General features: G+C 65.1%; 24 protein-coding genes. 8 read left to right on the forward strand and 16 right to left on the reverse strand.

Annotated features, from left to right (window positions below):
* Window positions 1–66: 66 nt before the first annotated feature.
* On the forward strand, window positions 67–1809 hold the full coding sequence (gene ureC, locus ACROUL_RS10640; protein WP_431301280.1) for an urease subunit alpha: 1743 nt from the start codon (window positions 67–69) through the stop codon (window positions 1807–1809).
* Window positions 1810–1813: 4 nt separating this feature from the next.
* On the opposite strand, the gene ACROUL_RS10645 is transcribed toward ureC, so the two are convergent.
* Entirely contained in the window at window positions 1814–1987 is a 174-nt protein-coding gene (locus ACROUL_RS10645; protein ID WP_431299464.1) for a hypothetical protein, read from the reverse strand.
* A gap of 69 nt (window positions 1988–2056) precedes the next feature.
* Between ACROUL_RS10645 and ACROUL_RS10650 the strand changes: the two genes are divergently transcribed.
* From ACROUL_RS10650 to ureG, 3 genes are read left to right on the forward strand one after another with little or no spacing between them, the layout of a single operon-like run.
* Window positions 2057–2503, forward strand: coding sequence for an urease accessory protein UreE (locus ACROUL_RS10650; RefSeq protein ID WP_431299465.1), 447 nt, complete (start codon window positions 2057–2059; stop codon window positions 2501–2503).
* The gene (locus ACROUL_RS10655) at window positions 2493–3125 is read left to right on the forward strand and encodes an urease accessory protein UreF (protein ID WP_431299466.1); all 633 of its coding nucleotides are present in this window, start codon (window positions 2493–2495) and stop codon (window positions 3123–3125) included. Before ACROUL_RS10650 ends, ACROUL_RS10655 begins: the two co-directional genes overlap by 11 nt.
* Window positions 3122–3736 carry an urease accessory protein UreG gene (gene ureG / locus ACROUL_RS10660; protein WP_431299467.1) on the forward strand — a complete coding sequence of 205 codons (615 nt, stop codon included), beginning with the start codon at window positions 3122–3124 and terminating at the stop codon, window positions 3734–3736. The genes ACROUL_RS10655 and ureG overlap by 4 nt, the downstream gene beginning before the upstream one ends.
* A gap of 168 nt (window positions 3737–3904) precedes the next feature.
* Here the strand turns inward: ureG and ACROUL_RS10665 are convergent, their stop codons facing one another.
* The 15 genes from ACROUL_RS10665 to bchF form a co-directional block, all read right to left on the reverse strand.
* On the reverse strand, window positions 3905–4372 hold the full coding sequence (locus tag ACROUL_RS10665; protein WP_431299468.1) for a c-type cytochrome: 468 nt from the start codon (window positions 4370–4372) through the stop codon (window positions 3905–3907).
* A 78-nt stretch (window positions 4373–4450) separates the two neighbouring features.
* Window positions 4451–5662, reverse strand: coding sequence for a 5-aminolevulinate synthase (gene hemA / locus ACROUL_RS10670; protein ID WP_431299469.1), 1212 nt, complete (start codon window positions 5660–5662; stop codon window positions 4451–4453).
* A 5-nt stretch (window positions 5663–5667) separates the two neighbouring features.
* Window positions 5668–6471, reverse strand: coding sequence for a putative photosynthetic complex assembly protein PuhE (puhE, locus tag ACROUL_RS10675; RefSeq protein WP_431299470.1), 804 nt, complete (start codon window positions 6469–6471; stop codon window positions 5668–5670).
* Window positions 6472–6652: 181 nt separating this feature from the next.
* Window positions 6653–7759 (reverse strand): magnesium-protoporphyrin IX monomethyl ester (oxidative) cyclase, encoded by a 1107-nt coding sequence (gene acsF / locus ACROUL_RS10680; protein WP_431299471.1) that lies wholly within the window; start codon window positions 7757–7759, stop codon window positions 6653–6655.
* On the reverse strand, window positions 7756–8052 hold the full coding sequence (locus ACROUL_RS10685) for a hypothetical protein (protein WP_431299472.1): 297 nt from the start codon (window positions 8050–8052) through the stop codon (window positions 7756–7758). The genes acsF and ACROUL_RS10685 overlap by 4 nt, the downstream gene beginning before the upstream one ends.
* 12 nt (window positions 8053–8064) lie before the next feature.
* Window positions 8065–8538 (reverse strand): photosynthetic complex assembly protein PuhC, encoded by a 474-nt coding sequence (gene puhC / locus ACROUL_RS10690; RefSeq protein ID WP_431299473.1) that lies wholly within the window; start codon window positions 8536–8538, stop codon window positions 8065–8067.
* Window positions 8539–8547: 9 nt separating this feature from the next.
* Window positions 8548–9183: a photosynthetic complex putative assembly protein PuhB gene (puhB, locus tag ACROUL_RS10695; protein ID WP_431299474.1), complete on the reverse strand. Its 636-nt coding sequence runs from the start codon at window positions 9181–9183 to the stop codon at window positions 8548–8550.
* Between the two features lie 61 nt (window positions 9184–9244).
* The gene (puhA, locus tag ACROUL_RS10700) at window positions 9245–10015 is read right to left on the reverse strand and encodes a photosynthetic reaction center subunit H (RefSeq protein ID WP_431299475.1); all 771 of its coding nucleotides are present in this window, start codon (window positions 10013–10015) and stop codon (window positions 9245–9247) included.
* A 17-nt stretch (window positions 10016–10032) separates the two neighbouring features.
* Entirely contained in the window at window positions 10033–11466 is a 1434-nt protein-coding gene (locus ACROUL_RS10705; RefSeq protein ID WP_431299476.1) for a PucC family protein, read from the reverse strand.
* Complete coding sequence (gene bchM / locus ACROUL_RS10710) at window positions 11463–12128, reverse strand: magnesium protoporphyrin IX methyltransferase (protein ID WP_431299477.1); 666 nt, start codon at window positions 12126–12128, stop codon at window positions 11463–11465. The genes ACROUL_RS10705 and bchM overlap by 4 nt, the downstream gene beginning before the upstream one ends.
* Before the next feature lie 14 nt (window positions 12129–12142).
* Entirely contained in the window at window positions 12143–13045 is a 903-nt protein-coding gene (bchL, locus tag ACROUL_RS10715) for a ferredoxin:protochlorophyllide reductase (ATP-dependent) iron-sulfur ATP-binding protein (RefSeq protein WP_431299478.1), read from the reverse strand.
* Window positions 13046–13133: 88 nt separating this feature from the next.
* Complete coding sequence (locus ACROUL_RS10720) at window positions 13134–16670, reverse strand: magnesium chelatase subunit H (protein ID WP_431299479.1); 3537 nt, start codon at window positions 16668–16670, stop codon at window positions 13134–13136.
* Window positions 16660–18213 carry a ferredoxin:protochlorophyllide reductase (ATP-dependent) subunit B gene (gene bchB / locus ACROUL_RS10725; protein WP_431299480.1) on the reverse strand — a complete coding sequence of 518 codons (1554 nt, stop codon included), beginning with the start codon at window positions 18211–18213 and terminating at the stop codon, window positions 16660–16662. Before bchB ends, ACROUL_RS10720 begins: the two co-directional genes overlap by 11 nt.
* The gene (locus ACROUL_RS10730) at window positions 18210–19487 is read right to left on the reverse strand and encodes a ferredoxin:protochlorophyllide reductase (ATP-dependent) subunit N (RefSeq protein WP_431299481.1); all 1278 of its coding nucleotides are present in this window, start codon (window positions 19485–19487) and stop codon (window positions 18210–18212) included. Before ACROUL_RS10730 ends, bchB begins: the two co-directional genes overlap by 4 nt.
* The gene (gene bchF, locus ACROUL_RS10735; protein ID WP_431299482.1) at window positions 19484–19969 is read right to left on the reverse strand and encodes a 2-vinyl bacteriochlorophyllide hydratase; all 486 of its coding nucleotides are present in this window, start codon (window positions 19967–19969) and stop codon (window positions 19484–19486) included. Before bchF ends, ACROUL_RS10730 begins: the two co-directional genes overlap by 4 nt.
* A 343-nt stretch (window positions 19970–20312) precedes the next feature.
* Here bchF and ACROUL_RS10740 point away from each other — a divergent pair, with 343 nt between their 5' ends.
* The 4 genes from ACROUL_RS10740 to bchJ all read left to right on the forward strand — a co-directional run bounded on the left by ACROUL_RS10740 (window position 20313) and on the right by bchJ (window position 24907).
* Window positions 20313–21110 (forward strand): hypothetical protein, encoded by a 798-nt coding sequence (locus ACROUL_RS10740; RefSeq protein ID WP_431299483.1) that lies wholly within the window; start codon window positions 20313–20315, stop codon window positions 21108–21110.
* A gap of 70 nt (window positions 21111–21180) precedes the next feature.
* Window positions 21181–22575 carry a transcriptional regulator PpsR gene (ppsR, locus tag ACROUL_RS10745; RefSeq protein WP_431301281.1) on the forward strand — a complete coding sequence of 465 codons (1395 nt, stop codon included), beginning with the start codon at window positions 21181–21183 and terminating at the stop codon, window positions 22573–22575.
* Window positions 22576–22645: 70 nt separating this feature from the next.
* A complete protein-coding gene (bchE, locus tag ACROUL_RS10750) occupies window positions 22646–24316 on the forward strand; it encodes a magnesium-protoporphyrin IX monomethyl ester anaerobic oxidative cyclase (RefSeq protein ID WP_431299484.1) in 1671 nt (556 codons plus the stop codon).
* A gap of 3 nt (window positions 24317–24319) precedes the next feature.
* Window positions 24320–24907 (forward strand): bacteriochlorophyll 4-vinyl reductase, encoded by a 588-nt coding sequence (bchJ, locus tag ACROUL_RS10755; protein WP_431299485.1) that lies wholly within the window; start codon window positions 24320–24322, stop codon window positions 24905–24907.
* The last annotated feature ends 63 nt before the right edge of the window (window positions 24908–24970 follow it).

Consider the following 24970-nt stretch of genomic DNA (forward strand, 5'->3'; position numbering starts at 1 on the left):
TGCCGCGCCGGGAAAGGCGCTGGCAGTCCCAGCGAGTAAACGATTTCCGAGCCGAGAGGACCAATGATGCCTGCCACGATCAGCCGCAAGACCTATGCCGACATGTATGGCCCAACGGTGGGCGACAAGGTCCGGCTGGGCGACACCGATCTGATCATCGAGGTGGAGCGCGACCTCATTGCCGAGCGCAGCGCGGGCGGTGCCAACGCGCTGCGCTACGGTGATGAGGTGAAGTTCGGCGGCGGCAAGGTGATCCGCGACGGGATGGGGCAAAGCCAGATCACCCGCGCGGCGGGCGCGATGGATGCGGTGATCACCAACGCGCTGATTGTGGACTGGACCGGGATCGTGAAGGCCGACGTGGGGCTGCGCGACGGGCGGATCGCGAAAATCGGCAAGGCGGGCAACCCCGACACGCAAGCTGGGGTCGATGTCATCATCGGGCCGGGGACCGAGATCATCGCGGGCGAGGGGCGGATTCTGACCGCCGGGGGGATGGACGCGCATATCCATTTCATCGCGCCCCAGCAGATCGACGACGCGCTGCATTCGGGGATCACCACCATGCTTGGCGGTGGCACGGGGCCCGCACATGGCACGCTGGCCACCACCTGCACGCCGGGGCCGTGGCATCTGGCGCGGATGATGCAGGCGGCGGATGCGTTTCCGATGAACCTGGCCTTTGCGGGCAAGGGCAACGCCTCGCTGCCGGAGGCACTGTTAGAGCAGGTGCGGGCCGGTGCGAGTTCCCTGAAGCTGCACGAGGATTGGGGTACCACGCCCGGCGCCATCGACTGCTGCCTCACGGTGGCGGATGCGATGGATGTGCAGGTCATGATCCACACCGACACGCTGAATGAGTCCGGGTTTGTGGAGAACACGCTGAAGGCCATCGCGGGGCGGACGATCCATGCGTTTCATACCGAAGGGGCGGGTGGCGGCCACGCGCCGGACATCATCAAGGTGGTGTCGAGCCAGAATGTCATCCCATCCTCGACCAACCCGACGATGCCCTACACGGTGAACACGATTGAGGAACACCTCGACATGCTGATGGTCTGCCACCACCTTGACCGCCGAGTGCCGGAGGATGTGGCCTTTGCCGAAAGCCGTATCCGGCGCGAGACGATTGCGGCGGAAGATATCCTGCACGATCTGGGCGCGTTTTCGGTGATCTCGTCGGACAGTCAGGCGATGGGGCGGGTGGGCGAGGTGATCACCCGCACCTGGCAGACGGCGCACAAGATGAAGGTCCAGCGCGGGCGGCTGGAGGGCGAGACGGGCGAAAACGACAACCTGCGCGTGAAGCGTTATGTGGCGAAATACACCATCAACCCGGCGATTGCGCATGGCGTCAGCCGGCATATCGGGTCGGTCGAGGTGGGCAAGCGGGCGGACCTCGTGCTGTGGTCGCCGGCGTTCTTTGGGGCCAAGCCGGAAATGGTGCTGCTCGGTGGTTGCATCGTGGTGGCGCAGATGGGCGATCCGAACGCCTCGATCCCGACGCCGCAGCCGGTGCACACGCGGCCGATGTTCGGGGCTTACGGTCGCAGCGTGGAGCGTAATGCGGTGGTGTTCGTGTCTGGCGCCGCACAGGAAGCGGATGTGCGCAGTGCCTATGGGTTGGCGAAGGAGACGGTGGCGGTGGAGGGGTGCCGGGGCATCGGCAAGTCCGACATGAAGCTGAACGCTGCGACGCCGGTAATCGAGGTGGACCCGGAGACCTACGAGGTGCGTGCGGATGGGGTGCTGCTGACCTGCGAACCCGCCCGAGAGCTGCCGCTGGCGCAGCGTTACTTCCTGTTTTGAGGCGTCAGACGTGCACTGCACCTTTTTGCGCATCGCGGTTCACGGGCCAGCCGCGACGAAAGACGGGAATGACGGGGAACGTCTTCGCCATCGTCGCAAGCGTTTCTTCACGCTTTTGCAGGCGGGCGATTTCGGCGCGGATTTCGGCCAGTTCATCGGCGAGGGCAAGTCTGGTCATGTCTGATCCTCCTTTGGTCCTTGGGCTTAGCATCCTCCCGATTCGTGAATTTTTCGCAAAGGCAGTTCGATGAGTTTGGCGGCACAGACACTTCACCGCGCAGGCAACTGGCCTCGGCTGGCGACGGCCCGGGTTGTCCTTGGGTATGACGAGCGGTTTCTGCGCCGCAAGCGGCTGGTCACGGCGGCGGGCGAGGGGTTCCTGGTCGATCTGCCGGAAACGACGAATGTGCTGGCGGGCGATGCTTTCGAGCTGTCGGATGGGCGGCTGGTCGAGGTGGCGGCAGCAAGCGAGGCGGTGCTGGTGGTGACGGGCGATCTTACGCGGCTGGCCTGGCACATCGGCAACCGCCACACGCCCTGCCAGATCGAGGCGGACCGGCTGGTGATCCGGGCTGATCATGTGCTGGCCGAGATGCTGCGGGGCCTGGGCGCGACGGTGACGCCCGCCGAGGCGCCGTTCACGCCGGAGGGGGGCGCTTACGGACTGGGGCGCACGATGGGACATGCGCACTGATCTTCTGACGCTGGTGCAATGGCTGTCACCGGCGTTTCCGACCGGAGGCTTTGCCTATTCGCACGGGATGGAATGGGCGATGGCCGGGGGGATGCGGTCGGCCGAAGGCGTGCAGGGGTGGATCAGTGACGTGCTGCGGTTTGGGGCGGGGCAGGCGGATGCGGTGCTGCTGGCCGGGGCGCTGCGGCCCGAAGCGGATCATGCGGCCCTTGATGCCTTTGGTCGGGCGATGGCGGGGTCGCGCGAGCGGTTGGTCGAGACAGTGGATCAGGGCGCTGCCTTTGCGCGGACTGTGGCCGGGCTGACGGGGCGCGACCTGCCGATGCGGGTATTGCCGGTGGCTGTAGGCGAGGCTGCGGCGGGGTTGGATATGTCGCTGGAGGATGTGATCGGGGTCTATCTGCACGGCTTTGCCGGGAACCTGGTGGCGGTGGCGACGCGGTTCGTGCCTTTGGGGCAGACCGAAGGGCAGGCGGTGCTGGCGGCGTTGCATCCGGTGATCGGCGAGGTCGCGGAGTGGGCGGCGACGGCGGGGCTGGACGAGATCGGGACGGCGGCGTTTGGCGCCGATCTGGCAGCGATGCGACATGAGGATATGGATGTGAGGATATTTCGGACATGACAAACGGGCCGTTGAAAGTGGGAATCGGCGGGCCGGTGGGCGTGGGCAAGACCAGCCTGACCGAAGCGCTGTGCCGGGCTTTGGCGGGGCGCTGTTCGATGGCGGTGATCACCAACGATATCTACACGCGCGAGGATGCGGAGTATCTGATGCGGGCGCAGGTGCTGCCGTTGGACCGGATCCGGGGCGTAGAAACAGGGGGGTGTCCTCACACGGCGATCCGGGAGGATGCCAGCATAAATCTGGCGGCGGTGGCGGAGTTGCGGGGGGCGTTTCCGGACCTTGACCTTATTCTGATCGAGAGCGGGGGGGACAATCTGGCGGCGACCTTCAGCCCCGAACTGGCGGACCTGTCGATCTATGTGATCGATACGGCGGCGGGGCAGGATATCCCGAGGAAGCGGGGGCCGGGGGTGACGCGGTCGGACCTGCTGGTGGTCAACAAGACCGATCTGGCGCCCTATGTGGGGGTGGATCTGGAGTTGCTGGAGGCCGACACCAAGCGGGCGCGGGGGGAGCGGCCCTATGTGATGGCACGGGTGCGGCAGGGGGTTGGGATCGACGAGGTGGTGCGGTTTCTGGAAACCGAGGGCGGGCTGGTGCTGGCGTGATGTCCCACGGTGGGACAAGATCCGCATTCCATCCAGATCAATAGGTTAGGGTATGCGTTAAGGGTTTGGCAAGGGTTTGATGACTTGCACGCGGGTTTGCCCCCCGCCCATCCCTCCCCCACGAAGGGGGAGGGAGGTGTCCGTCCGTCAGGGCGAAGGATTGGCGGATTATTCGGTGACAGCGCCTTCGGCCGGGGCGGCGGCGTCGGCCGGGGCGGCAGCAGGGGCCAGCGAAGCGAGGAAGGCCGCCACGTTCTTGGCGTCTTCTTCTTTCTTCAGCTTGAACATCATCTTCGACTTGGCTTTCTTGTCGCCGGTCTTTTCGACGAGGAACTTGGTCGGGTCCTGCACGTAGACGGCAATGTCAGCTTCGGTCCAGACAAAGCCCTTTGCGGTCAGCTCTTCGATGCCTGCGCCGTATTTGAAGCCTTCGAGCGAGCCTGCGACACGACCGACAACGCCGTAAAGGTTCGGGCCGGTCTTGGCGTTCTTGCCGGCGAGAGTTTCGCCCGCTTCGTTCTGCACGACGTGGCAGGTCTGGCATTGGTTGAAGGTCTTGGCGCCAGCCTCGATGTCCTGCGCGAAGGTTGGTGCGGCGAGCCCTGCGAAGGCGAGGGCGGTCAGGGTCAGTTTCATGGGGGATCCTCCCGGGGGTTTATTCCGGCTGTATACTGTCGCCCACAAGCCGTTTGGCAAGGGTGAAAGCGCGCAATTTTACGCGACCGCGTGGGAAATCGCGCATCGGGTCCACAAAGCGGTGAGCGCGGTGACCAGCTTGTCGATGTCGGCGTCGGAGTGGTTCGGGCCGGGGGTGATGCGCAGGCGCTCGGTTCCTTTGGGAACGGTGGGGTAGTTGATCGGCTGGACGTAGATGCCCCAGTCGGCCATCAGGATATCCGAGATCATCCGGCACTTCACCGGATCGCCGATCATAACGGGAATGATGTGGCTGTCGTTGGCCATGTGCGGAATGCCGGCGCGGTCGAGAAGTTTGCGGACCTTGGCGACATTGGCCTTTTGCGCGGTGCGTTCGGCGTTGGACACCTTGAGGTGGCGAATCGAGGCGGTGGCTGCGGCGGCGATGGCCGGGGGCAGCGCGGTTGTGAAGATGAAGCCGGACGAGAAGCTGCGGATATAGTCGCACAGGTTGTTGGTGCCGGTGATGTAGCCGCCGACCACGCCAAACGCCTTGCCGAGCGTGCCTTCGATCAGGTCGACGCGGTGCGCGAGGCCGCGTTCTTCGGTGACGCCGCCGCCGCGCGGGCCGTACATGCCGACGGCATGGACCTCGTCGATGTAGGAAAGCGCACCGTGGGCTTCGCAAACCTCGACGATCTCGCGGATCGGGGCGACGTCGCCGTCCATCGAGTAGACGCTTTCGAAGGCCACGATCTTGGGCCGGTCGCCGACGGCCTTCAGCTTGCGGTCAAGGTCGCGCCAGTCGTTGTGTTTCCACAAGGCCTTGTCGGCGCGGGAGTGGCGGATGCCTTCGATCATCGAGGCGTGGTTGCCTTCGTCCGACAGGATCACCGCGTTCGGGATGCGCGCACCAAGGGTGCCAAGGGCGGCCCAGTTCGAGACGTAACCCGAGGTGAACAGAAGCGCGCGTTCCTTGCCGTGCAGGTCGGCCAGTTCGCGTTCAAGTTCAAGGTGATGCACCGAGTTGCCGCCGATGTTGCGGGTGCCGCCCGCGCCGGTGCCGCAGGCCTGCACGGTGTCGACCATCGCCTGAACCACATCGGGGTGGTGGCCCATCGTCAGGTAATCGTTCGAGCACCAGACGGTGACCTCTTCGACGCGGCCGTCCTTGTGACGCGCGGCCTGCGGGAAGGCGCCGCGCTTGCGTTCAAGATCGGCGAAGACGCGATAGTTGCCTTCGGCCTTGAGGGCGTCGAGCTGGCTTTTGAAATGGCTGTCAAAGTCCATCGGGGTCACTTTCTTGGCAACAGTGTGGTGTCGGCTGGCGGCGGGCTGGCGGGCAGCATCCAGCGCCAGAGCTTTTCGTCGGGAAGCGGCAGCACCATGAACCAGTGTTCAAGGAGCGCCAGAAGGGTGAGGGCGGTGAGGAGGACATGGCCGATCAGATGGGCGTCGGTGGTGGCGCTGTAGGCACGTTCCATCCAGCAGGCCGCCGCGAAGGTGAGCGCGGTGACCGAAAGCGGGAACACCCAGTTCATCCGGGCATGGCGGAAGTGGCTGGAAAGGTGCGCAAGTGGGGTCGGCAGGAATTCGGTGTGGATGCGCGGGACCCCGAAGAAGAGGTTCAGCTTGGCCGAGAGGCGCGCGAAGAAGAGGATCGCGAAGGTCCAGAGCGCGGTGGTGTTGTCGGCCCCCTGCGAGGCGTTGGCCAGCAGGATCAGCGCTGCGATCAGCAGCACCTCGTGCCAGGCGATGGTGCCGGTGGCACGCCAGAAGCGCGACCATTGACTGGCGTAGGGCGGGCAGGGGGTGGTATTCGGGCCGGTGATGATGCCGGACAGGAAGGCCAGTTCGATCCAGCCCCAGATCGCGAGGGCGGCGAGGAAGGCCGCGTAGGTGCCGGTGACGGAGTGGTCGTCAAGCGTGGTGGCCACACCCCAGACGCCAAGCACCAGAAGCGGCAGTCCAAGGACGACTGACCACAGATGGGCGTCGGCCCCACCCTGATCGGCCCGCTTGACGCGCCACAGGATCGCCCCGGTGGAAAACCACCAGATGAACATCGCAAGAAGCGAGGCGATCCACGGATTGGTCATGTGCGGCACCCGTCGGTGTCGCCAATGCCGTCTGAAGATGTGCGACACCCCTGGACAGGGGTGTCGCCAAGGCCGTGTGAAGATGTGCGACACCCCTGGACAGGGGTGTCGCACGGGTGTTTGGGACGCGCCCATCCCGCACACCAACCCGCTGCCGGAACAGCGGTATGGGGTCTACCGGTCAATACGAAGGCTCCAGCCGCACCGAGGCGGGCAGGGCGTGGCGTTTGACCGGGATCGTGTAGAGGCTGGCGAAGGTCAGCGCGGCTTTTGCGCCGGCCATCCAGCCTTTCAGTTTGCCGACCATCCCGCCCTGACGGTGGGCCGCATCCATCGCGATGAAGGCGCGGTTCATCCGTTCGAGGTTTGGAATCCAGCGCGGGTGGTCGATGTCGAGTTCGATCGGGAATATCTGCCGGGCGATGGTCGAGGTCTTGCGGAACACCTCCTGGTCATACCAGGCGATGTCGACGCCGAGCGCCTTGTGGAACTCCGGCCGGGCGTGGTCGCGGACCCACATGGTGGAGTAGACGGCCGTCAGGAAGAACTTGATCCAGAGCTTGTTGGTGAAGCTTTCCGTCAGTTTCGGGTCGGTCTTCATCAACAGCGCGAAGGCTTCGCCGTGCGAGAACTCGTCGTTGCACCATTCGCGGAACCACTTGAAGATCGGGTGGAACCGCTGTTCGGGATGCGCCTCCAGATGCCGAAAGATGGTAATGTAGCGGGCGTAGCCGATCTTTTCCGACAGGTAGGTGGCGTAGTAGATGAACTTCGGGCGGAAGTAGGTGTACTTCTTGGCCTTGGTCAGGAAGCCGAGATTCACCGCGACGCCAGCCTCGCGCAGCGCGTCGTTGATGAAGCCGGCGTGGCGGGCCTCGTCGCGGGACATGTAGGAGAAAAGCTCGCAGATGTCGGGGTTGGTTCCGCGGCGCTTCATTTCCTTGTAGAGCACGCAGCCGGAAAACTCGGCGGTGCAGGACGATACGAGGAAGTCGATGAATTCACGACGCAGCGGCGGGTCCATGCCTTCCCAGTCGACCTTGTCCCAGGCTTCGGTTTTCTTGAAATGGCCCTTGTTGGGGTCGGATTTCATCTGCGCGATGAGCTTGTCCCATTCGGCGCGCACCGGCGTCACGTCGATCTTGTCCATCTCGTCGAAGTCGGTGGTGTAGAAGCGTGGGTTCAGGAGCGTGGTTTCCGTGGCCATCGCGGTGGTGTCCATCGGCGGCATGGTGGCCGCGACTTCGGCGCCGCTGTCGGGAAACAGGTCGTGCGGGGTTGCGTTCATAGCCGGATCTCCTCGGAGAAGGAAAACTCGCACAGTTCCATGAAGTCGAAATCACCGGTCAGGCGCGTCCAGAGGCGTTCGAGCCATGTGGCGCGGGTGATGGTGGCGGTGCGGTCTTCGACGATGACCTCGCCGTAGGCGGCCAGCACCGGCGCGCCGTGGACGAGAACCTCGTCACCGGGGTAGACGACGGCGCCGTTGTTGAAGCGGACGTGGGCGTGCAGCGCCTCGAAGCGGTGGGAGACTTCGACGGTGCAGGGCACCCGTTCCTGTCTGCGTTTGAAGATTGCCATGATGTTCATTCCCTATTTCTGGTCGAGAAGCCGTTCGAACGCGGCTTTGTTGTCGGCACCAAAGGCATAGAGCTCGGCGCTCCATCCCGTTTCAGGGTCTTCGGCCACGAGACGGCCATTGGCGTATTCCACTATGCGCACAGGTTTGGTCTGGTCGACACCATGTTTGCGCCGTTCGGTGTGAATTCCGGACTGGATCACCGTGACGAAGCCGCCATGCGGCAGGTCGAGAAGGACCGAGCCATCGAGGTTGCGCACGATGACGGCCTGGGCGTTGAGGCCTTCCATCACGATCCACTTTTCGCGCACCATTTCGGATGCCGATGGCTGGCCCACCGGTTCACGCCCGGTGAGGGCGGCGAAGCTAGCGATGGCAAGCGCGGAAAGCGCAAGCGCAAGCATCCCGAAAAGAAGCGCCTTCGGCACGGTTTCGGGGTTCTGGCTGTGGAAGCCGGGTTCGTGGATCAAGGGGGTCTGGTTTGACATGATTCCCCCCTATTCCGCGGCCAGGGCGGTCATCGGCGCCGTGCGGGTGACTTGCGGGATCGAAACCCGCGCCTCGGCCGCTTCGGCCAGAAGGGCCGCCACGCGTTTGGCATCGGGGATCGAGCGCAGGGCAGGCTCGGTCTTGGCCATGCGCCACGGGCGGACATGCGGCCAGGCAACGAGATAGGAGATGCGCGTGGAGCCGAGCGTGTCGAGTGCGATGGTGCCGGTGCCGTCACGGCGCAGGTCGAGGTTGGCCGCGCCGACCTGCCGGAAGGGCAGGTTGAAGGTGACGGGCAGGGCAGCACCGATGCGCATCACGACGCGGGCCGAGGTGAGCGTGTAGATCGTGGTGCGTGCCTGTATCCAGGCGAGGCCGTAGACAACGGCGAGGCCGAGGAGGCCCAGCAGCAGGTAGGGCAGGCCCATCGCTGCGGCCATCGTGGCACCGCCGTCGGCGTAGCCGGTGGCGGCACGCCACAGGATGATGATCGCGAAGTAACCAGCGATCCAGTGCAGACCGTAAGCGTCACGGGCAAGGGCATAGGCGGCAGGTTTGCCCTGCCAAAGGATGTCTTCGCCAAGCGGGGGCCGTTCCGGCAGCCCAGGCATGGCTTCGAAAGCGAAGTCGTCGTGGCCTGACATGGCAGACCCTCCATCGTTGGGGTGAAAAGCGCGGCCCGGGCGCGGGCCGCACCTGTCGGTTTTAGAAGCCGTTCTTGCGTTTGGCGGCGTCATACATCCAGCCCGAGGCCACGTAGCTGGAGATCTTGTCTTCCTCGAGCTTTGTGACCTGGGTGGCGGAGCGGGTCGCGGGGATGCCCGCGAAGCTGTCGGAGGCGAGGAAGTTGATCCGCACCCGATCGGCCCAGATCTTTGCCATCGTCATCGGCACAAGGCGCTTGCCGCCAGAGTTGAGGTCAACCTCAAGGTAGCGGACAAGCTGTTCGGGCGCGTCGACCCAGAGGTCGGAGATGCGGCCAACCACTTCCAAATCGCCCGCCTGCACCGGCAGGCCGCGCGGGTCGCGCCCGGCCGATACCGAAAAGCCTTCGATGTTCGACATCGGCACGATCTTGTTGTGGCCGTGGCCGTCAAGTTCCGGTTCGTCCCGGCGCGGTGCCCAGGAGGCGGGGCCGACGCCATCGGCCATCGGGTTGCCGGTGGGGGCGTGCGGGAAGCCTTCGGAGGTGGCGGTGCGGGCGAGGGCAAGGTTGGTGCGGCGGTGTGCGGCCTCGTTCGCGGGCGAAGGCACGGTCACGTCGCTTTGTCCGAAGGACAGGCGGAAGGTCTTGGGTTTCGGCACCGGGAACGGGCCCTGGTTCGGCGCGGGCAGGCCGTCTTCGGTTTCCAGCGGGTAGCCTTCGCGCATGTTTTCGGTCTGGAGATAGTAGATCAGCAGGGCAAAGAAGCCCCAGAAGCTCCAGATGGCGAGGCTCGCCAGATCGAAGTCGCCAAAGAAAGTCACACCAACCATTGCGGTATCCTCCGGTGTCAGGTGGGAAACTCGACGATCCGCAGGCGGTCGTCGGATTTTGGGGTTTCAGAAAGCGGGGTGACACGCACCAGCGGCCCGAGGGCGATGAGCGTGACGAAGATCAGTCCAATTTCAAGGTGATAGACGAATGTGTAGCCAAGCGAGGCATCGGTGAGGACGCTGCCAAGCTTGCCCGAGGTGGCAAGGTGGCTGACGATGTCGCGGATCGTGCCGCCGAAGAAGATCGACAGGCCCGCAGCCGTGGCCTGCGCGGCCCCCCAGGCGCCAAGCGCGATGCCTGCGCCCGCGCCGCGGGTTTGCAGCGTCATCGCTGCGGTCAGGGTGGAGACGGCAAAGAGCCCCGCGCCAAAGCCGATGGCACCGGCGCCGGTGTAGAACAGGGCGATGCTGTGCAGCGGGGCGGCGAAGATGATGGCCGAGAAGGCCGCGATGCCGACCAGAAGCCCGCGCGCCGCCATGCGCATCGGATCAAGCCCGCGGGCAAGCCAGCGCCCGGCGACCAGAAAGCCCGTCAGCGCACCCAGAGCGTAAACCGCAGTAAGCAGCGTGGTCATCGAGACGGAAAGCCCGAGAATCTCGCCGCCGTAGGGTTCCAGAAGCACGTCCTGCATGTTGAAGGCGAGGGTGCCGATCACGACGACCGCCAGTAGCCGTCCGGCGGTGCCGCCAGCCATCAGGTCTGCCCAGGCGTCGCGGAAGGCGGGGCGGGGTTCAGCGCGTTCCGCCTGTGTCATCGGCCTGATCTTTTCCTGTTTCCAGAGCGCGATCATGTTCAGGACCAGCGTAGCAAGGCCGCAGCCCTGCACGACACGGACCAGAAGAAGGTCGTCGAAATCGCGCAGAAGCCAGCCGACGACGACCGCCGACACACCCATGCCGACAAGGAACATCACATAAAGCAGCGCCACGACGCGGGGCCGGGTCTCATCCGTGGCGCGGTCGGAGGCGAGCGCAAGGCCGGCGGTCTGCGTCATGTGAAGGCCAAGGCCGGTCATCAGGAACGCCAGCGCCGCCAGCACCTCGCCCGCCCAGGCGGGGCCGAGAGTCTGGTCACCGCCAAGGACGATCAGCGCGAAGGGCATGATGGCAAGGCCGCCCATCTGCCACAGCGACCCGAACCAGAGGTAAGGGATGCGCTTCCAGCCGATGGCGGAGCGGTGGGTGTCGGAGCGGTGGCCAAGGAGCGCGCGGAACGGGGCGACGAGGACCGGGATGGCGATCATCGCGGCGACGACCATCGCGGGAACGCTGAGTTCCACGATCATCACTCGGTTGAGCGTGCCAAGAAGAAGGACCGTGGCCATCCCGACCGACACCTGAAACAGGCTGAGGCGGAGGAGCTGGCGCAACGGCAGCCCTTCGGAGGCCGCATCCATGAAGGGCATCCAGGCGGCTGACAGGCCCTTGATGTGCTTCTGGCGGATGATCATGACCGCATCTCCAGACATTCGGAAATGTAGAAACCGCTGGTGACGCGGTCGATTCTCGCAAGGTTCGGAACGGCGCGTGCGAGGGCTGCATAGGCTTGCGGCACCATGACGGGCGACCGGTCGGCACGGGGGAAGAGCTTGCCAACCCCGAAGAAAGCCATCAGGAACGGGGTCTTGGGGGCCACGGTAAAGACGATGGATTGGTCGGTGCGGTTGCCGATCTTGGCCAGCGCCGCAGTGATATCGGGGGTGGCGTAGTAGATCAGGCTGTCCATCGCCAGCACATAGTCGAAGCGGCCATGCGCGGGATCGGTCATGTCGCCGGCAGCGAAGGTCACGCGCTGGCGAAGGCCATCGGCCAGCCGCGCCTCGGCGATGCCGATCAACTGGGGCGAGATGTCCACCGCCACCACATCGGCACCGCGCGCCGCCAGTTCGGCGGTCATCAACCCGGTGCCGCAGCCCGCATCCAGCACCCGCGCGCCGCGCAGGTCGGCAGGCAGGCGCGACAGCATGATCGCGCGCATCCGGTCACGGCCCTGACGGACGGTTTCGCGGATGCGGCTGACCGGGGCGTCCGAGGTCAGCCGTTCCCACACCTTGGTGGCGGAACGGTCGAAGTAGTGTTCGACCCGGTCGCGTGTGGCGGAGTAATCGGCCATTGCCTTGGCAGTCCTCAATCAAAGCCCAGAAGTTCGAAGATTTCGCGGTCCGGCAGCGGTTCGGGGAACATCTCCGGCTCGCCCACCGACCGCCACAGCGCTTCGGCCAGACGGATGTATTCGGCGCGGGCCATGACGATGTCCTGATCGTCGTCCATCGCGAAGAGGGTCTTCTTCTTCAGGCGCGAACGGCGGATAGCGTCGATGTCGGGCATGTGGGCAAGGCGGTTGAAGCCGACCTTGTTGCAATAGCGGTCGATCTCGTCAGTGTCCTTGCTGCGGTTGGCCACGCATCCGGCAAGCCGCACCTTGTAGTTCGACGATTTCGCCTGCACGGCGGCGATGATGCGGTTCATCGCGTAGATGCTGTCAAAGTCGTTGGCGGTGACGATCACGGCGCGGTCGGCGTGTTGCAGGGGGGCGGCAAAGCCACCGCAGACCACGTCGCCAAGTACGTCGAAGATCACCACGTCGGTATCCTCGAGCAGATGGTGTTGCTTCAGCAGTTTCACCGTCTGTCCGACAACATAGCCGCCGCAGCCGGTGCCCGCCGGCGGGCCGCCCGCCTCGACGCACATCACGCCGTTGAAGCCGACAGTGACGAAATCCTCGGGGCGCAATTCCTCGGCGTGGAAATCGACCTCCTTCAGGATGTCGATCACGGTGGGTTGCAGCTTGCCCGTCAGGGTGAATGTGCTGTCATGCTTCGGGTCGCAGCCGATCTGCAGCACGCGTTTCCCAAGCATCGAAAACGCCGCCGACAGGTTCGAACTGGTCGTCGACTTGCCGATCCCGCCCTTGCCATAGACCGAAAACACCTTGGCGCCTTCAATCTTTTGCGAAGGGTCGAGGTGGACCTGAACCGAACCGTCGCCGTCAAGGCCACGCAGATCGGGTATCTCGTCACGTGGGCTCATGGCTTTTCGCCTTTCATCTGTCCACAAATATCCCGGGGGTGCGGGGGCTGGCCCCCGGCTCCGGGCTTGAAGCTGGCGCATCGCTTGGTCATTCCGCCGCGATCCCTTCCAACCGGTCTTCCAGTTCATCCGCAGCCGCCTGGAGCGCGGCCAAGGTCTCTGCATCCGGCTGCCAGTATTGCCGGTCCGACGCTTCCAGAAGCCGCCCGGCCATGCGGCTGGAGGCTTCGGGGTTCAACTCGGCCAGACGGCGGCGCATCGCCTCGTCCAGCACGAAGGTTTCCGACAGGCGCTGGTAGACCCAAGGGTCGACATGGCCGGTGGTGGCCGACCAGCCCATCGTGTTCGTGACATGCGCCTCGATCAGCCGCACGCCTTCGGCACCGTGGCGCAAGAGGCCCTCGTAGAACTTCGGGTTCAACGTGCGCGACCGGCTTTCGAGGGCAATCTGGTCCTTCAGCGTGCGGACCTGCCCGCCACCGCGGGTCTGGTCGCCGATGTAGACGGGCGTATCCTCGCCGCCGCGCGCGCGTTTCACCGCGCGGGCGATGCCGCCGAGGGTGTCGAAGTAATGGTCGACCGAGGTGACACCAAGTTCGACGGATTCGAGGTTCTGGTAGGCCAGATCCACGTCCTTGAGGGCCTTTTGCAGCAGGGCCGCGTTCTTCACCGACTTGCCGGTGCGGCCATAGGCGAAGGACTTGCGCGCCTCGTAGGCGTCTGCGAGCTCGTCCTCCTGCCCGAAGGCGGAGGAGCCGACGAGGGTGTTGACGTTAGACCCATACGCACCTTCGGCGTTGGAGAAGACGCGGAGTGCGGCGGTCTCAATATCGACGCCCATCTCCTCGGCATAGGCCAGCGAATGGGCGCGGATGAAGTTCTGTGCCAGCGGTTCATCGGCGGTGGCGGCCTTCCAGGCGGCCTCGGCCAGCATCCGGGTCTGCAAGGGCAGAAGGTCTCGGAAGATACCCGACAGGGTCATCACCACGTCGATGCGCGGGCGGCCGAGTTCAGAGAGCGGGATGAGGTCGGCACCCGACAGGCGGCCGTAATGGTCGAACCGGGGCTTTGCGCCGATCAGCGCGAGGGCCTGGGCTATCGGGCCACCGTCGGACTTGATGTTGTCGGACCCCCACAGGACCAGCGCCACGGTGCGCGGCAGGCGGTCGTGCGCATCAAGCAGGCGTTGGGCCTGCGCGGCACCGTCCTGCATTGCAAAGGCGGTGGGCATCCGGAACGGGTCGAACGCGTGGATGTTGCGGCCCGTGGGCAGGATTTCCGGCGCGCGGATCAGGTCGCCGCCTGGGACCGGGGCGATGAAGCGGGCGGAGAGGGCGCGGAGGAGGCCCGAGATTTCGTCATCCTGCTGCAGAAGCGTGTCGGCGCGGGCGCGGTCGGCATCCTCGGGCATCAGGGCGATCATCTCGGCCCGGGCTTCAGCGCTCATCTTGCAGCCGACGACGTGGAGGCCATCGGTGATGAGGGCGCCTTCGGTTTCCAGAAGCTTGATCCATAGCTGGTCGGGGTTGCCCACCAGATCGACGGCCTTGGCCTGATCGGCCATCAGCGTTTCCAGATCGGCGCGTTCGGCGGCGTCGGGCGAAGTCGCGCGCCAGCGGGTGAGCGTGTCCTTCAACTCCGTCAGGCCCTTGTAAAGGCCGGCGCGGGCGAGGGGCGGGGTCAGGTGCGTCACGGTGACGGCGTTCGACCGGCGCTTGGCGAGGGTCGCCTCGGAGGGGTTGTTCGCGGCGTAAAGGTAGACGTTGGGCAGGTTGCCGATCAGCCGGTCGGGCCAGCAGTCGCCGGAAACGCCTGCCTGCTTGCCGGGCATGAACTCCAATGCACCGTGCATCCCGAAGTGGAGAAGCACGTCAGCGCCGAAATCCTCGCGCAGCCAGCGGTAGAAGGTGGTGAAGGCGTGGGTCGGGGCAAAGCCGCGTTCGAACAAAAGGCGCATGGGGTCGCCTTCGTAGCCGAACACAGGCTGGAGGCCGACGAAGACGTTGCCGAACTGGTGGCCAAGGACATAGACGCCGCGCCCGTCGGTCTGGTGGCGGCCGGGGGCGGGGCCCCATGCGGCTTCGACCTCGCGCAGCCACGGGGTTTTGGCGACTATGTCGGCGGCGGACACGGTGGCGTGGACGTTGGCAGGCTGGCCGTAGCGGGCAGCGTTGCCCTTCAAGACCATCTCGCGCAGTGCCTCGACCGAGGCGGGCGGGGTCAGGCTGTAGCCGTCAGCGGCCATCGCATGGAGCGTATTGTAGAGGCTTTCGAAGACGCCAAGGTAGGCAGCAGTTCCGGCGGCGCCGGCGTTCGGCGGAAAGCCGTAGAGGACGATCCCGACCTTGCGGTTCTTCTGGGCCGAGCGGCGAAGCGTTGCGAGGCGCAGCGTCTTGTCGGCCAAGGCCTCGACCCGTTCGGGGCAGGCGAGCATCACGCGGGCGTCGGGGGCAGCGGTGTCGGTGCTGCCGCGACGGCCGGCGAACACGGTGGGGTTCGTCGCGCCATCAATCTCCGGCAGGGCGATCAGCATGGTGGTTTCCACCGGGCCGAGGCCACCTTCGGAGGCCTGCCACTGGTCGAGCGTCTGGAATTCAAGCGGGTGCGCGGCGATGTACGGCACGTCAAGCGCCGAGAGCGCAGCCACGGCGGCGGGGCTGTCGTTGTAGGCGGGGCCGCCGACGAGGGAAAATCCGGTCAAGGACACCAGCGCGTCGATCCGGCGGTGGAAGTAGGCGTCGATGGCGGGGCGGCCATCGAGGCCACCGGCAAAGGCGGGCAGGACGGCGATGCCACGCGCCTCGAAGGCGGCGATGACGGCGTCGTAATGCGCGGTATCGGCGGCAAGGATGTAGCTGCGCAGCATCAACAGGCCCACGGTAGCGCGGGTGTCCTTCGGACGCGGCATGTCAGTGATGTCGGTGGTGATGCGGCTCTTGAGGCGGGGATGGTAAAGGCCCACGTCCGGGTAATCGATGGGGGCTGCCGCCTTGACCGCCTGCCACTTGCGGTCGGCGGAATATCGGCTGACGAGGAAGCGGATCATCGCCTCCAGATTGTCGTCCGACCCGCCAAGCCAGTATTGCATCGACAGGAACCAGGCGCGCATGTCCTGCGCCTTGCCGGGAATCCAGCGCAGGATCTTTGGCAGGCGGCGCAACAGCGCCATCTGCTTTTGTCCCGACGAGGCCGAAGGCTCTTTCGGGCCGCGCATCTTTTTCAGGAAGGCCATCGCGCCCGAGGCGGGCTTGGACATATCCAGATCGCCCATCCGCGTCAGCTTGACGATCTGCGGATCGGCAATGACGCCGACAAAGGCATCAAGCCCGTCACGCACGGCATGCAGGTCGGGCAGGATCGCGGTGATATGCTCTTCGATGAAAAGAAGGTTCGCCACGATGATGTTGGCGCTGGCGATGGCAGCCTTGGCACGGGCCAGCGCGGCAGGGTTTTCGGCCCATTCGGCGGCAGCGTGGACGGAAACCTCTATACCGGGGAAATCGCGCGCAAGACGCGGCGCGATGCGCGCGGCGGGACCGGCGGCATGGGCGTCGAGCGTGATGATGACGAAGCGGTAGCCCGTCTTGCCCTTCACCTCTGCCTGATGCGACCGGTCATCGCGCATAATGTGCCTTTGCCTCATAGAGGGTGTCGATGCTGATTGCGGTCACACCGCGTTCGGCGGCATATTTCTCGGTGTTGCGCCGGGCTTTGCCGCGCACGAAGAACGGGATCTTCTTCAACTCGCGCTCGGCGTCCGGCGCCCAGGTCAGATCGCCTTCGGCAACCGCCTCATTCATCTGTCCTGAAATATCCCCGCCGGAGGCTTCCACCGGCTCCGCCTCGATCCGGGTCGTCGCCTTGCCGCCGTGGTGGCTGGCGCCGGCGGCGTCGTGAAACTCGAAATCCTCGCGGAACATGGTCAGGAGGTGTTCTTCGAGGCCCATCACGAGGGGATGGATCCAGCTGTCGAAGATCACGTTCGCGCCTTCGAACCCCATCTGCGGGCTATAGCGGGCGGGGAAGTCCTGCACATGCACCGGAGCCGAGATCACGGCGCAAGGGATGCCGAGGCGCTTGCCGATGTGGCGTTCCATCTGCGTGCCAAGGATCAGTTCGGGGGCCAGACGCTCGATCTCGGCCTCGACCTCGAGGTAGTCGTCGGTGATCAGCGCCTCCAGCCCGTGGGCCTTGGCGGCGGCGCGCATCGGGCGCGCATATTCGCGGTTGTAGCAGCCTAAACCTACGACCTCGAAGCCGATCTCGGTTGCGGCGATGCGGGCGGCGGCGATGACGTGGGTCGCGTCACCAAAGATGAAGACGCGCTTGCCGGTGAGGTAGGTGCTGTCGACCGAAGCGGACCACCACGGCAGCCGTAGCCCGGCTTCATTCACTTTCGCAGAGACGCCTGTCAAACTGCTGACTTCGTGCAGGAAATCACGCGTGGCACCGACGCCGATTGGGACCACCTTGGTGAACGGCTGGCCGCAGGTCTTTTCCAGATAGCGCGCGGCGGCTTCGCCGGTTTCGGGGTAGAGAAGCACGTTGAAGTGTGCCGCCCCCATGCGGGTGATGTCGTCTGGGGTTGCACCGAACGGGGCGCAGACGTTGACGGCGATGCCCATGAGGCCGAGGAGGCGGGTCACTTCGGTCACATCGTCGCGGTGGCGGAAACCGAGGCCGGTCGCGCCGAGGAGGTTGCAGGTGACGGCCTCAGTGCGCGGCATCGGCTTGGCCAGTGCGCGCACGATCTGAAGGAAGGTCTCGTCCGCGCCGAAGTTTTCCTTGCGCTGGTAGCTGGGCAGATCGAGCGGGATGACCGGGATCGGCAGGCCCAAGGCTTGGGCCAAACCGCCGGGATCGTCCTGGATCAGTTCGGCGGTGCAGGAGGCGCCGACGATCATCGCTTGCGGCTTGAAGCGGGCATAAGCCTCGCGCGCGGCGTCCTTGAAGAGGTTCGCGGTGTCGCCGCCCAGGTCGCGGGCCTGGAACGTGGTGTAGGTGACCGGCGGGCGGTGGTTGCGCCGTTCGATCATGGTGAAGAGAAGGTCGGCGTAGGTGTCGCCCTGCGGGGCGTGGAGGACGTAATGCAAGCCTTTCATCGCCGTGGCGACGCGCATCGCGCCGACATGGGTGGGGCCTTCGTAGGTCCAAAGGGTGAGTTTCATGCCGTGGCTCCTGCGGTGAGGAGCGCCTTGCGGCGAAGGGGGCGGGCGAAGAGGGAAGCGAGGTCGCCGGCCTGTTCGTAGAAATGGACCGGGGTGAAGACAAGTTCGATGGCCCACTTGGTAGAAAGGCCTTCGGCTTCCAGGGGGTTCGCAAGGCCGAGGCCGCAGACGGTGAGGTCGGGGCGTGCGGCGCGGGCGCGGTCGAGTTGCAGATCGACGTCCTGGCCTTCGGAGATGGTCGGGCCTTCGGCCAGCATGTCGAGATCAGGGCCGACGATGCCGGTTTGCAGGTAGGGTGTGCCGACCTCGATGGCCGTCATGCCGCATTCGCGGGTGAGGAAGCGGGCGAGAGGGATTTCAAGCTGGCTGTCGGGGAAGAAGAATACCGATTTGCCGGAAAGCGTGGTCGCGGCGGCGGCGATGGCCTTCAGCGCGCGGGCGCGGGGGGCGGCGGTCACGGCCTCGAAATGGTCGCGGGGGATGCCGAATTCATCGGCCACGGCGCGAAGCCAGGCGGTCGTGCCTTCTTCGCCGAAGGGGAAGGGGGCGGGGAGGTGGCGCGCGCCGCGACGGGTGAGGGCGGCGTGGGTGTCGCCGAGGAAGGGCTGCACGAGGGCGAAGACGGTGTTGGCGCCCACGGCCGGCAGTTCGGAGTGGCGGTGTGCGGGCAGGGTGCGGGTGACGGGGATGCCGAGCGCCTTGAGAAGGCTGAGCGCCTGGTCTTCGACGACATCCGGCAGCGCGCCGACGATCAGAAGTTCGCGTGCGTCTGTGGCGGGAAGGGTGGGGACCATCGCTGCGAGGCAGGCGTCTTCGCCTTGGGTGAAGGTCGTCTCGATCCCCGAGCCGGAGTAGTTGTAGACCCGGACATGGGGGCTGTGCTGGCCGTTCAGGCGTTCGGCGGCGCGGGCGAGATCGAGCTTGATGACCTCGGACGGGCAGGAGCCGACGAGGAACAGCTGGCGGATGTCGGGGCGGCGGGCGAGGAGGCGGGCAACCTCGCGGTCAAGTTCGGTGTTGGCGTCGGCGAGACCGGCGAGGTCTTTCTCTTCGAGAATCGCGGTGCCGAAGCGGGGTTCGGCGAAGATCATCACGCCGGCGGCGGATTGCAGCAGATGCGCGCAGGTGCGGGACCCGACGACGAGGAAGAACGCATCCTGCATCTTGCGGTGAAGCCAGATGATGCCGGTCAGGCCGCAGAACACCTCGCGCTGGCCGCGCTGTTTCAGGACCGGGGTGTCGCGGCAGCCGTTGGTGGGCAGATCGAGGCTCATGCCGCGGCCCTTTCATCAAGGCGCGCGAGGCGCAGCTTGCGGATGAACTGACCGGCGTTGACGACATAGGTGGCGTAGGCGGCAAGTGCCACGACCATCAGCTGGTGGGGCGTCATGGAGCCGGTGAAGAGCGCCCAAAGATACAATGTATGCAAGGCGATGACGGCGAAACTGAACACGTCTTCCCAGAAGAACGCGGGAGCGAACAGGTACTGGCCGAACACCACCTTTTCCCAGATCGCGCCGGTGATCATGATGACGTAGAGAAAGCCGGTCTTGACCAGGATTGAGATGGTCGCGGCCTCGTATCCGTGGCCGGTCAGAAGGAAGCGGATGACGAGGATCAGCGACACGGCGAAGGCAGCGAACTGGGCGGGCGCGAGCAGGCCTTGCACCAGGGTCCAGCGCGTTGCATCGCGTCGGGCCCGTTCCTGCGCGGTGTAAAGCCGCTTGCGAGGGGTGCTGGTCGGGGAGCGCGTCATTCGGTCGGAGGCCCTTCCTTGGGACTGCTGTGCCGGTTCAGGGTAGCCAGCGGGCGGCAAGTGTCAACCAAAACTTACAACTTGGGGCGCAGCTTTTTTGGACGGCGAGGGCCAGAATCTGGGCGAAAGCCGCAATATCAGGCGAAAATGGCGGAAATGACCCGAAGATTTGGGGGTTGTCCTTGGCGGGCTGACCAAGCTGTCAATTTTCTTTGACATTAACTCGGCATTGTCCGAAACTGCGGCAAACAAGCGCAGGTATCTCTGACCGATGGATGCGGGCGCTGGTGGTGCCGGGATTCCATGTCCGGCTCTGTCACGATTGATGGGTCGGAGAGGCGAGATGCGTGACAGTCAGCATGACGAGCCCAGACAGCGTGACGGCAGCAGCGTGTCACTTTTGGCCGCCGAGGCGCTTGCGCGCCTTGTCGCGCGGGATGGCAAGCCCACCGCGGCACTTAACGTGATCGTGCTGGAGCGGTTGACGCAGGCCTTTCTTGACCCAAGCACCGGCGCGCTTTCGGCGGTCTATGGCGATCTGCGCCGGCACCGCGTGACGGACGCCGATCTGGTTGATTTCTATCTGCCGCAGATTGCGCGGACGCTGGGCACGGATTGGGAGATGGACCGCATCTCGTTTGCGGCGCTGTCGATCGCGGTGGCGCGGATGCAGGCGTTCCTGCGCGAGATCAGCGCGGGCTGGGCGGGGCAGGGCGATGGCGCTGCGGCGGTCGGGTCGGTGCTGCTGATCGTGCCGCCGGGCGAGACGCACACGATGGGCCCGATGACGGTGCTGGGCCAAATGCGTCGGCGTGGAATCTCGGTCAGCCTGAAATTCGGGCCAAGCCCCGAGGAGCTGCACCTTCTGATGCAGAACCACAATTTCGATGGTGCGATCATTTCGGTCGGCTGTCGCGAGCACCTTGAACTTTGCCGCAAGCTGGTGAAAACGCTGAAGCAAGGGTCTGGCGGCACACTTCCCGTGGCGCTTGGCGGCGCGGTCTTGTGGACACATGACAGCGCCGTTGGCGGGGCCTTGCCGCCCACCGGAGCCGACATCGCCACGAACGATCTGACGGTGGCGCTGGCCGCGTTTGGTCTTTCGTCGGCGCCTCGGGCGCTGGAACTGGAACATGGATGAACCGTTGGGATTTCTGACCCCGCGGACAGTAAGAACAGGTCGGTACTAAGTGACAACGGACGGTCGGCATCTGCTGAGTTCGGGTAAACTGCCCATGATGTCGCCGGATCTCATGACTGAGATCCTGGCGACGGCGTCGGATATTGCGCTATTGGTGGCACCCACCCGGCGCGTCGTGACGGTTCTGGTGAACCCGCATCACCGTTCGTTTGGCCAGCTTGCCGATTGGGAAGGCGCACGGCTGTTCGATCTGCTGACCGAGGAAAGCCAGCGCAAGTTCGATCTGCGGGTGGCCGATATCGGCAGCAAGACGCATGGTTCGGTGGCGGTGGAGTTGAACCACGTCAGCACCGAAGCATGGGATTTTCCGGTGCGCTATTCGATTCACCAGATCAGCAAGGACGGGTCTTTGCTGATGCTGGGCCGTGACCTGCGCCCGATTGCCGAGGTGCAGCAGCAATTGGTAGCAGCCCAACTGGCGCTGGAGCGCGATTACGAGGCGCAGCGCGAGGCGGACACGCGCTACCGCGTGCTTCTGGAGGTGTCGCGCGACCCGGTCTTGATGGTGTCGATGTCGAGCGGGCGGATCACCGATCTGAACCCGGCGGCAGCGTTGATCCTTGGCGGCAGCCGGGTGGATTTGGTCGGATCGGCCGTCGCGCAGGAGTTTGATGGGCGCAGGCGCGGCGAGTTTCTTGAGATGCTGGCGAACAACGCGGGGTCTGAAACGGCGGCGCCGATGGAACTGACCGCGCGCCGGTCGCAGCGGCGGGTGCTGGTGACCTCGACCCTGTTCCGCGCGGCGGGCGAGCGGATCGTGCTGTGCCAGATCGACCCGGCGGAAAAGCAGGCGGCGCAGACCGACGATCTGGCCGACAATCTGGCGCGGCTTTACCACGAGGGCGTCGACGGGATCGTTTTTGCCGACGCCGAGGGTGTGATCCGCGCGGCGAACGAGGCGTTCCTGAACCTGACCGATGCGGCCAGCATGGCTGCGGTGCGGGGCCGGTCGATTGCCGATTATCTGGCGCGCGGGGCGGTGGACCTGCGGGTACTTTTGGACAACGTCAAGCGCACCGGGCAGTTGCGGATGTACGCGACGCGGCTGACGACGGATTATTCCGGGCAGATCGCGGTCGAAATCTCGGCCTCGTGGTTGAACGACCGGCCGAACCCGGTGCTGGTTCTGGTGGTGCGGGACGCGAGCCGGGCGGAATCGCTGCGCCGGTCCGGCGCGGGTGTCACCGACGAGGGCACGCGGTCGATGATGGAACTGGTCGGGTCGTCGACCTTGAAGGACATCGTGGCCGAGACGACCGATGTGATTGAGAAGATGTGCATCGAGACGGCGCTGGAACTGACGCGCAACAACCGCGTCGCTGCAGCAGAAATGCTGAGCCTGTCGCGGCAATCCTTGTATGTGAAGCTGCGCAAGTACGGGCTTCTGAACAAGGACGGCGAATAGGCCGTTTGACGCAGATCAAGTAAAGCTGACAGTCGGTGTGTCAACTTGCCCTGACAGATAGGGGGTCCACATGCGCATCGTCTTTATCCATCCGAACTATCATTCAGGCGGCGCAGAGATTGCCGGAAATTGGCCGCCCGCATGGGTTGCCTATCTGGCCGGGTCGCTGAAGGCGGCGGGGTTCGATGACATCCACTTCATCGACGCGATGACCAACCACATCGGCCATGACGAGTTGCGCGCGCGGCTGAAGGCGCTGGCGCCGGATGTGGTGGGCACGACCGCGATCACCCCGGCGATCTATGAGGCGGAGGCGGTGATGAAGATCGCGTCCGAGGTGGTGCCGGATGCGCTGCGGGTGCTGGGGGGTATCCACGCGACCTTCATGTTCCGGCAGGTGCTGTCGGAAGCGCCGTGGATCGACGTGATCGTGCGCGGCGAGGGCGAAGAGATCATGGTCGCACTGATGCAGGCGGTGCGCGACGGGCGCTGGCCGGAAGAGCGGCGGCGGATCAAGGGGCTCGCGTTCAAGGAGGGCGACGAGATCGTCGCGACGCAAGCCGCGTCAACGGTGAAGAACCTTGACGGCATCGACCCGGACTGGTCGCTTCTGGAGTGGGACAAGTACATCTATGTGCCGCTTGGCGTGAAAGTGGCGATCCCTAACATGGCGCGGGGCTGCCCGTTCACGTGTTCGTTCTGCAGCCAGTGGAAGTTCTGGCGCGACTACCGGGTGCGCGACCCGAAGAAGGTGGTCGACGAGATCGAGCGGTTGGTGAACGACCACGGCGTGGGGTTCTTCATTCTGGCCGACGAGGAGCCGACGATCAACAAGAAGAAGTTCGTCGAGTTCTGTCAGGAATTGATCGACCGGGGGCTGCCGGACCGCATCAAGTGGGGCATCAACACCCGCGTTACGGACATCTACCGCGATCGGGATCTGCTCAAGTTCTACCGCAAGGCGGGGTTGGTGCATGTGTCCTTGGGCACCGAGGCGGCGGCGCAGTTGAAATTGGACATGTTCAACAAGGAGACGACCGTCGCTGAGAACAAGGAGGCGGTGCGGCTGTTGCGCGAGGCGGATATCTTTGTCGAGGCGCAGTTCATCGTGGGCTTGGACAACGAGACGAAGGAGACGCTGGAAGAGACATTCCAGATGGCGTGGGACTGGCAGCCGGATCTGGCGAACTGGGCGATGTATACCCCCTGGCCGTTCACGCCCCTGTTTCAGGAGATCAAGGATCAGGTCGAAGTCTTTGATTTTTCCAAGTATAACTTTGTTACGCCGATCATGAAACCTGCGGCGCTGACGCGGGGGGAGTTGCTGGACGGGGTGATGAAAAACTACCGGCGCTTTTACATGCGAAAGGCACTGTTCCACTATCCGTGGCGCGGGACGGGGTTCCGGCGGCGGTATCTGCTGGGCTGCCTGAAGGCATTTCTGAAGGCCGGGGTCGGGCGGACGTTCTACGACCTTGGCAAGGCCGGATACTGGGGGCCGCAGACCAAAAACTCGGTCGATTTCCATTTCGACGAGTCGCGGACGATTGCCGAGGCGCAGGTGGCCGACTGGGAGGCCAGCGCCGACAAGGCGGCACGCGCGGCGGAGCGGCGGGCGGCGGTGAAGGCGCAGATGAAGGATCGCGCGGTGGAGCGGAAGGCGGAGTTCCGGATGCCGAACGGGGCCGAGGTGATGGCCTGCGGTGGCGGGCGCGAGCAGATGCAGGAACCGGCGGAGTAGGGCATGGACGGCAGCGTCTTTCCTGCCGGGACCACAGGGCGGATCGGGCCGAACGCGGTCCTGCAACTGGTGCGCGTGCTCGATCACTGCGAGGGGCGCGCGGTGCGTGACCGGGTGATGGCGGTGGCAGGTGTCGACGTGCCACCCGATGACGCCGGGATGTGGCCGGAGGCGGAGTGCCGGGCGGCCCATGTGGCTGTACATCTGGTGCTGCCGGAGCGGGCGGAGGGGTTGTTGCGGCTGGCTGGCACGGCGACGGCGGATTATGTCTTGGCGCATCGCATCCCTCGGGCCGCGCAACTGGCGATCCGGGCCCTGCCGGGGGTTTTGGGCGCGCGGGTGCTGACGGTGGCGATTGCGCGGAACGCCTGGACGTTTGTGGGTTCGGGGCGGTTTTCGGTGGCAGGGTGGAGGCCGTTGACGTTTGAGGTGGTGGACAACCCTCTCGATCCCGGCGAGGGGCGGGCTTGCGTCTGGCACGCGGCGGTGTTCGAGCGGCTGTTCCGGCGGCTGGTCTGGCCGTCGGCGATGGTGGCGGACAAGCGCGACGGGCGGGTTTGCCGCTTCATCATCCGCCCGACCGGCGTTTAGGCGGACATTCTGCGCGCTGCGACGTAGAGACGCTTGCCTGACGCGAAGTTGTAATGTTTAGTT

The sequence above is a fragment of the Tabrizicola sp. BL-A-41-H6 genome, from assembly GCF_050632395.1.
In the GTDB taxonomy this organism is placed as follows: Bacteria; Pseudomonadota; Alphaproteobacteria; order Rhodobacterales; family Rhodobacteraceae; genus JAUYQR01.

Excerpts from the sequence above, each read along its gene's own strand:
- ACROUL_RS10685 (WP_431299472.1), bottom strand. The coding sequence starts at position 8,052 with ATGGCAATCTTCAAACGCAGACAGGAACGGGTGCCCTGCACCGTCGAA.
- bchE (WP_431299484.1), top strand. The coding sequence starts at position 22,646 with ATGCGCATCGTCTTTATCCATCCGAACTATCATTCAGGCGGCGCAGAG.
- ACROUL_RS10720 (WP_431299479.1), bottom strand. The coding sequence starts at position 16,670 with ATGCGCGATGACCGGTCGCATCAGGCAGAGGTGAAGGGCAAGACGGGC.
- puhE (WP_431299470.1), bottom strand. The coding sequence starts at position 6,471 with ATGACCAATCCGTGGATCGCCTCGCTTCTTGCGATGTTCATCTGGTGG.
- ACROUL_RS10665 (WP_431299468.1), bottom strand. The coding sequence starts at position 4,372 with ATGAAACTGACCCTGACCGCCCTCGCCTTCGCAGGGCTCGCCGCACCA.
- ureC (WP_431301280.1), top strand. The coding sequence starts at position 67 with ATGCCTGCCACGATCAGCCGCAAGACCTATGCCGACATGTATGGCCCA.
- ACROUL_RS10655 (WP_431299466.1), top strand. The coding sequence starts at position 2,493 with ATGCGCACTGATCTTCTGACGCTGGTGCAATGGCTGTCACCGGCGTTT.
- bchB (WP_431299480.1), bottom strand. The coding sequence starts at position 18,213 with ATGAAACTCACCCTTTGGACCTACGAAGGCCCCACCCATGTCGGCGCG.
- hemA (WP_431299469.1), bottom strand. The coding sequence starts at position 5,662 with ATGGACTTTGACAGCCATTTCAAAAGCCAGCTCGACGCCCTCAAGGCC.
- ACROUL_RS10650 (WP_431299465.1), top strand. The coding sequence starts at position 2,057 with ATGAGTTTGGCGGCACAGACACTTCACCGCGCAGGCAACTGGCCTCGG.
- ACROUL_RS10740 (WP_431299483.1), top strand. The coding sequence starts at position 20,313 with ATGCGTGACAGTCAGCATGACGAGCCCAGACAGCGTGACGGCAGCAGC.
- ACROUL_RS10645 (WP_431299464.1), bottom strand. The coding sequence starts at position 1,987 with ATGACCAGACTTGCCCTCGCCGATGAACTGGCCGAAATCCGCGCCGAA.
- bchL (WP_431299478.1), bottom strand. The coding sequence starts at position 13,045 with ATGAGCCCACGTGACGAGATACCCGATCTGCGTGGCCTTGACGGCGAC.
- bchM (WP_431299477.1), bottom strand. The coding sequence starts at position 12,128 with ATGGCCGATTACTCCGCCACACGCGACCGGGTCGAACACTACTTCGAC.
- puhB (WP_431299474.1), bottom strand. The coding sequence starts at position 9,183 with ATGTCAGGCCACGACGACTTCGCTTTCGAAGCCATGCCTGGGCTGCCG.
- bchJ (WP_431299485.1), top strand. The coding sequence starts at position 24,320 with ATGGACGGCAGCGTCTTTCCTGCCGGGACCACAGGGCGGATCGGGCCG.
- ACROUL_RS10730 (WP_431299481.1), bottom strand. The coding sequence starts at position 19,487 with ATGAGCCTCGATCTGCCCACCAACGGCTGCCGCGACACCCCGGTCCTG.
- puhC (WP_431299473.1), bottom strand. The coding sequence starts at position 8,538 with ATGTCAAACCAGACCCCCTTGATCCACGAACCCGGCTTCCACAGCCAG.
- ACROUL_RS10705 (WP_431299476.1), bottom strand. The coding sequence starts at position 11,466 with ATGATCATCCGCCAGAAGCACATCAAGGGCCTGTCAGCCGCCTGGATG.
- puhA (WP_431299475.1), bottom strand. The coding sequence starts at position 10,015 with ATGGTTGGTGTGACTTTCTTTGGCGACTTCGATCTGGCGAGCCTCGCC.
- ureG (WP_431299467.1), top strand. The coding sequence starts at position 3,122 with ATGACAAACGGGCCGTTGAAAGTGGGAATCGGCGGGCCGGTGGGCGTG.
- bchF (WP_431299482.1), bottom strand. The coding sequence starts at position 19,969 with ATGACGCGCTCCCCGACCAGCACCCCTCGCAAGCGGCTTTACACCGCG.
- acsF (WP_431299471.1), bottom strand. The coding sequence starts at position 7,759 with ATGAACGCAACCCCGCACGACCTGTTTCCCGACAGCGGCGCCGAAGTC.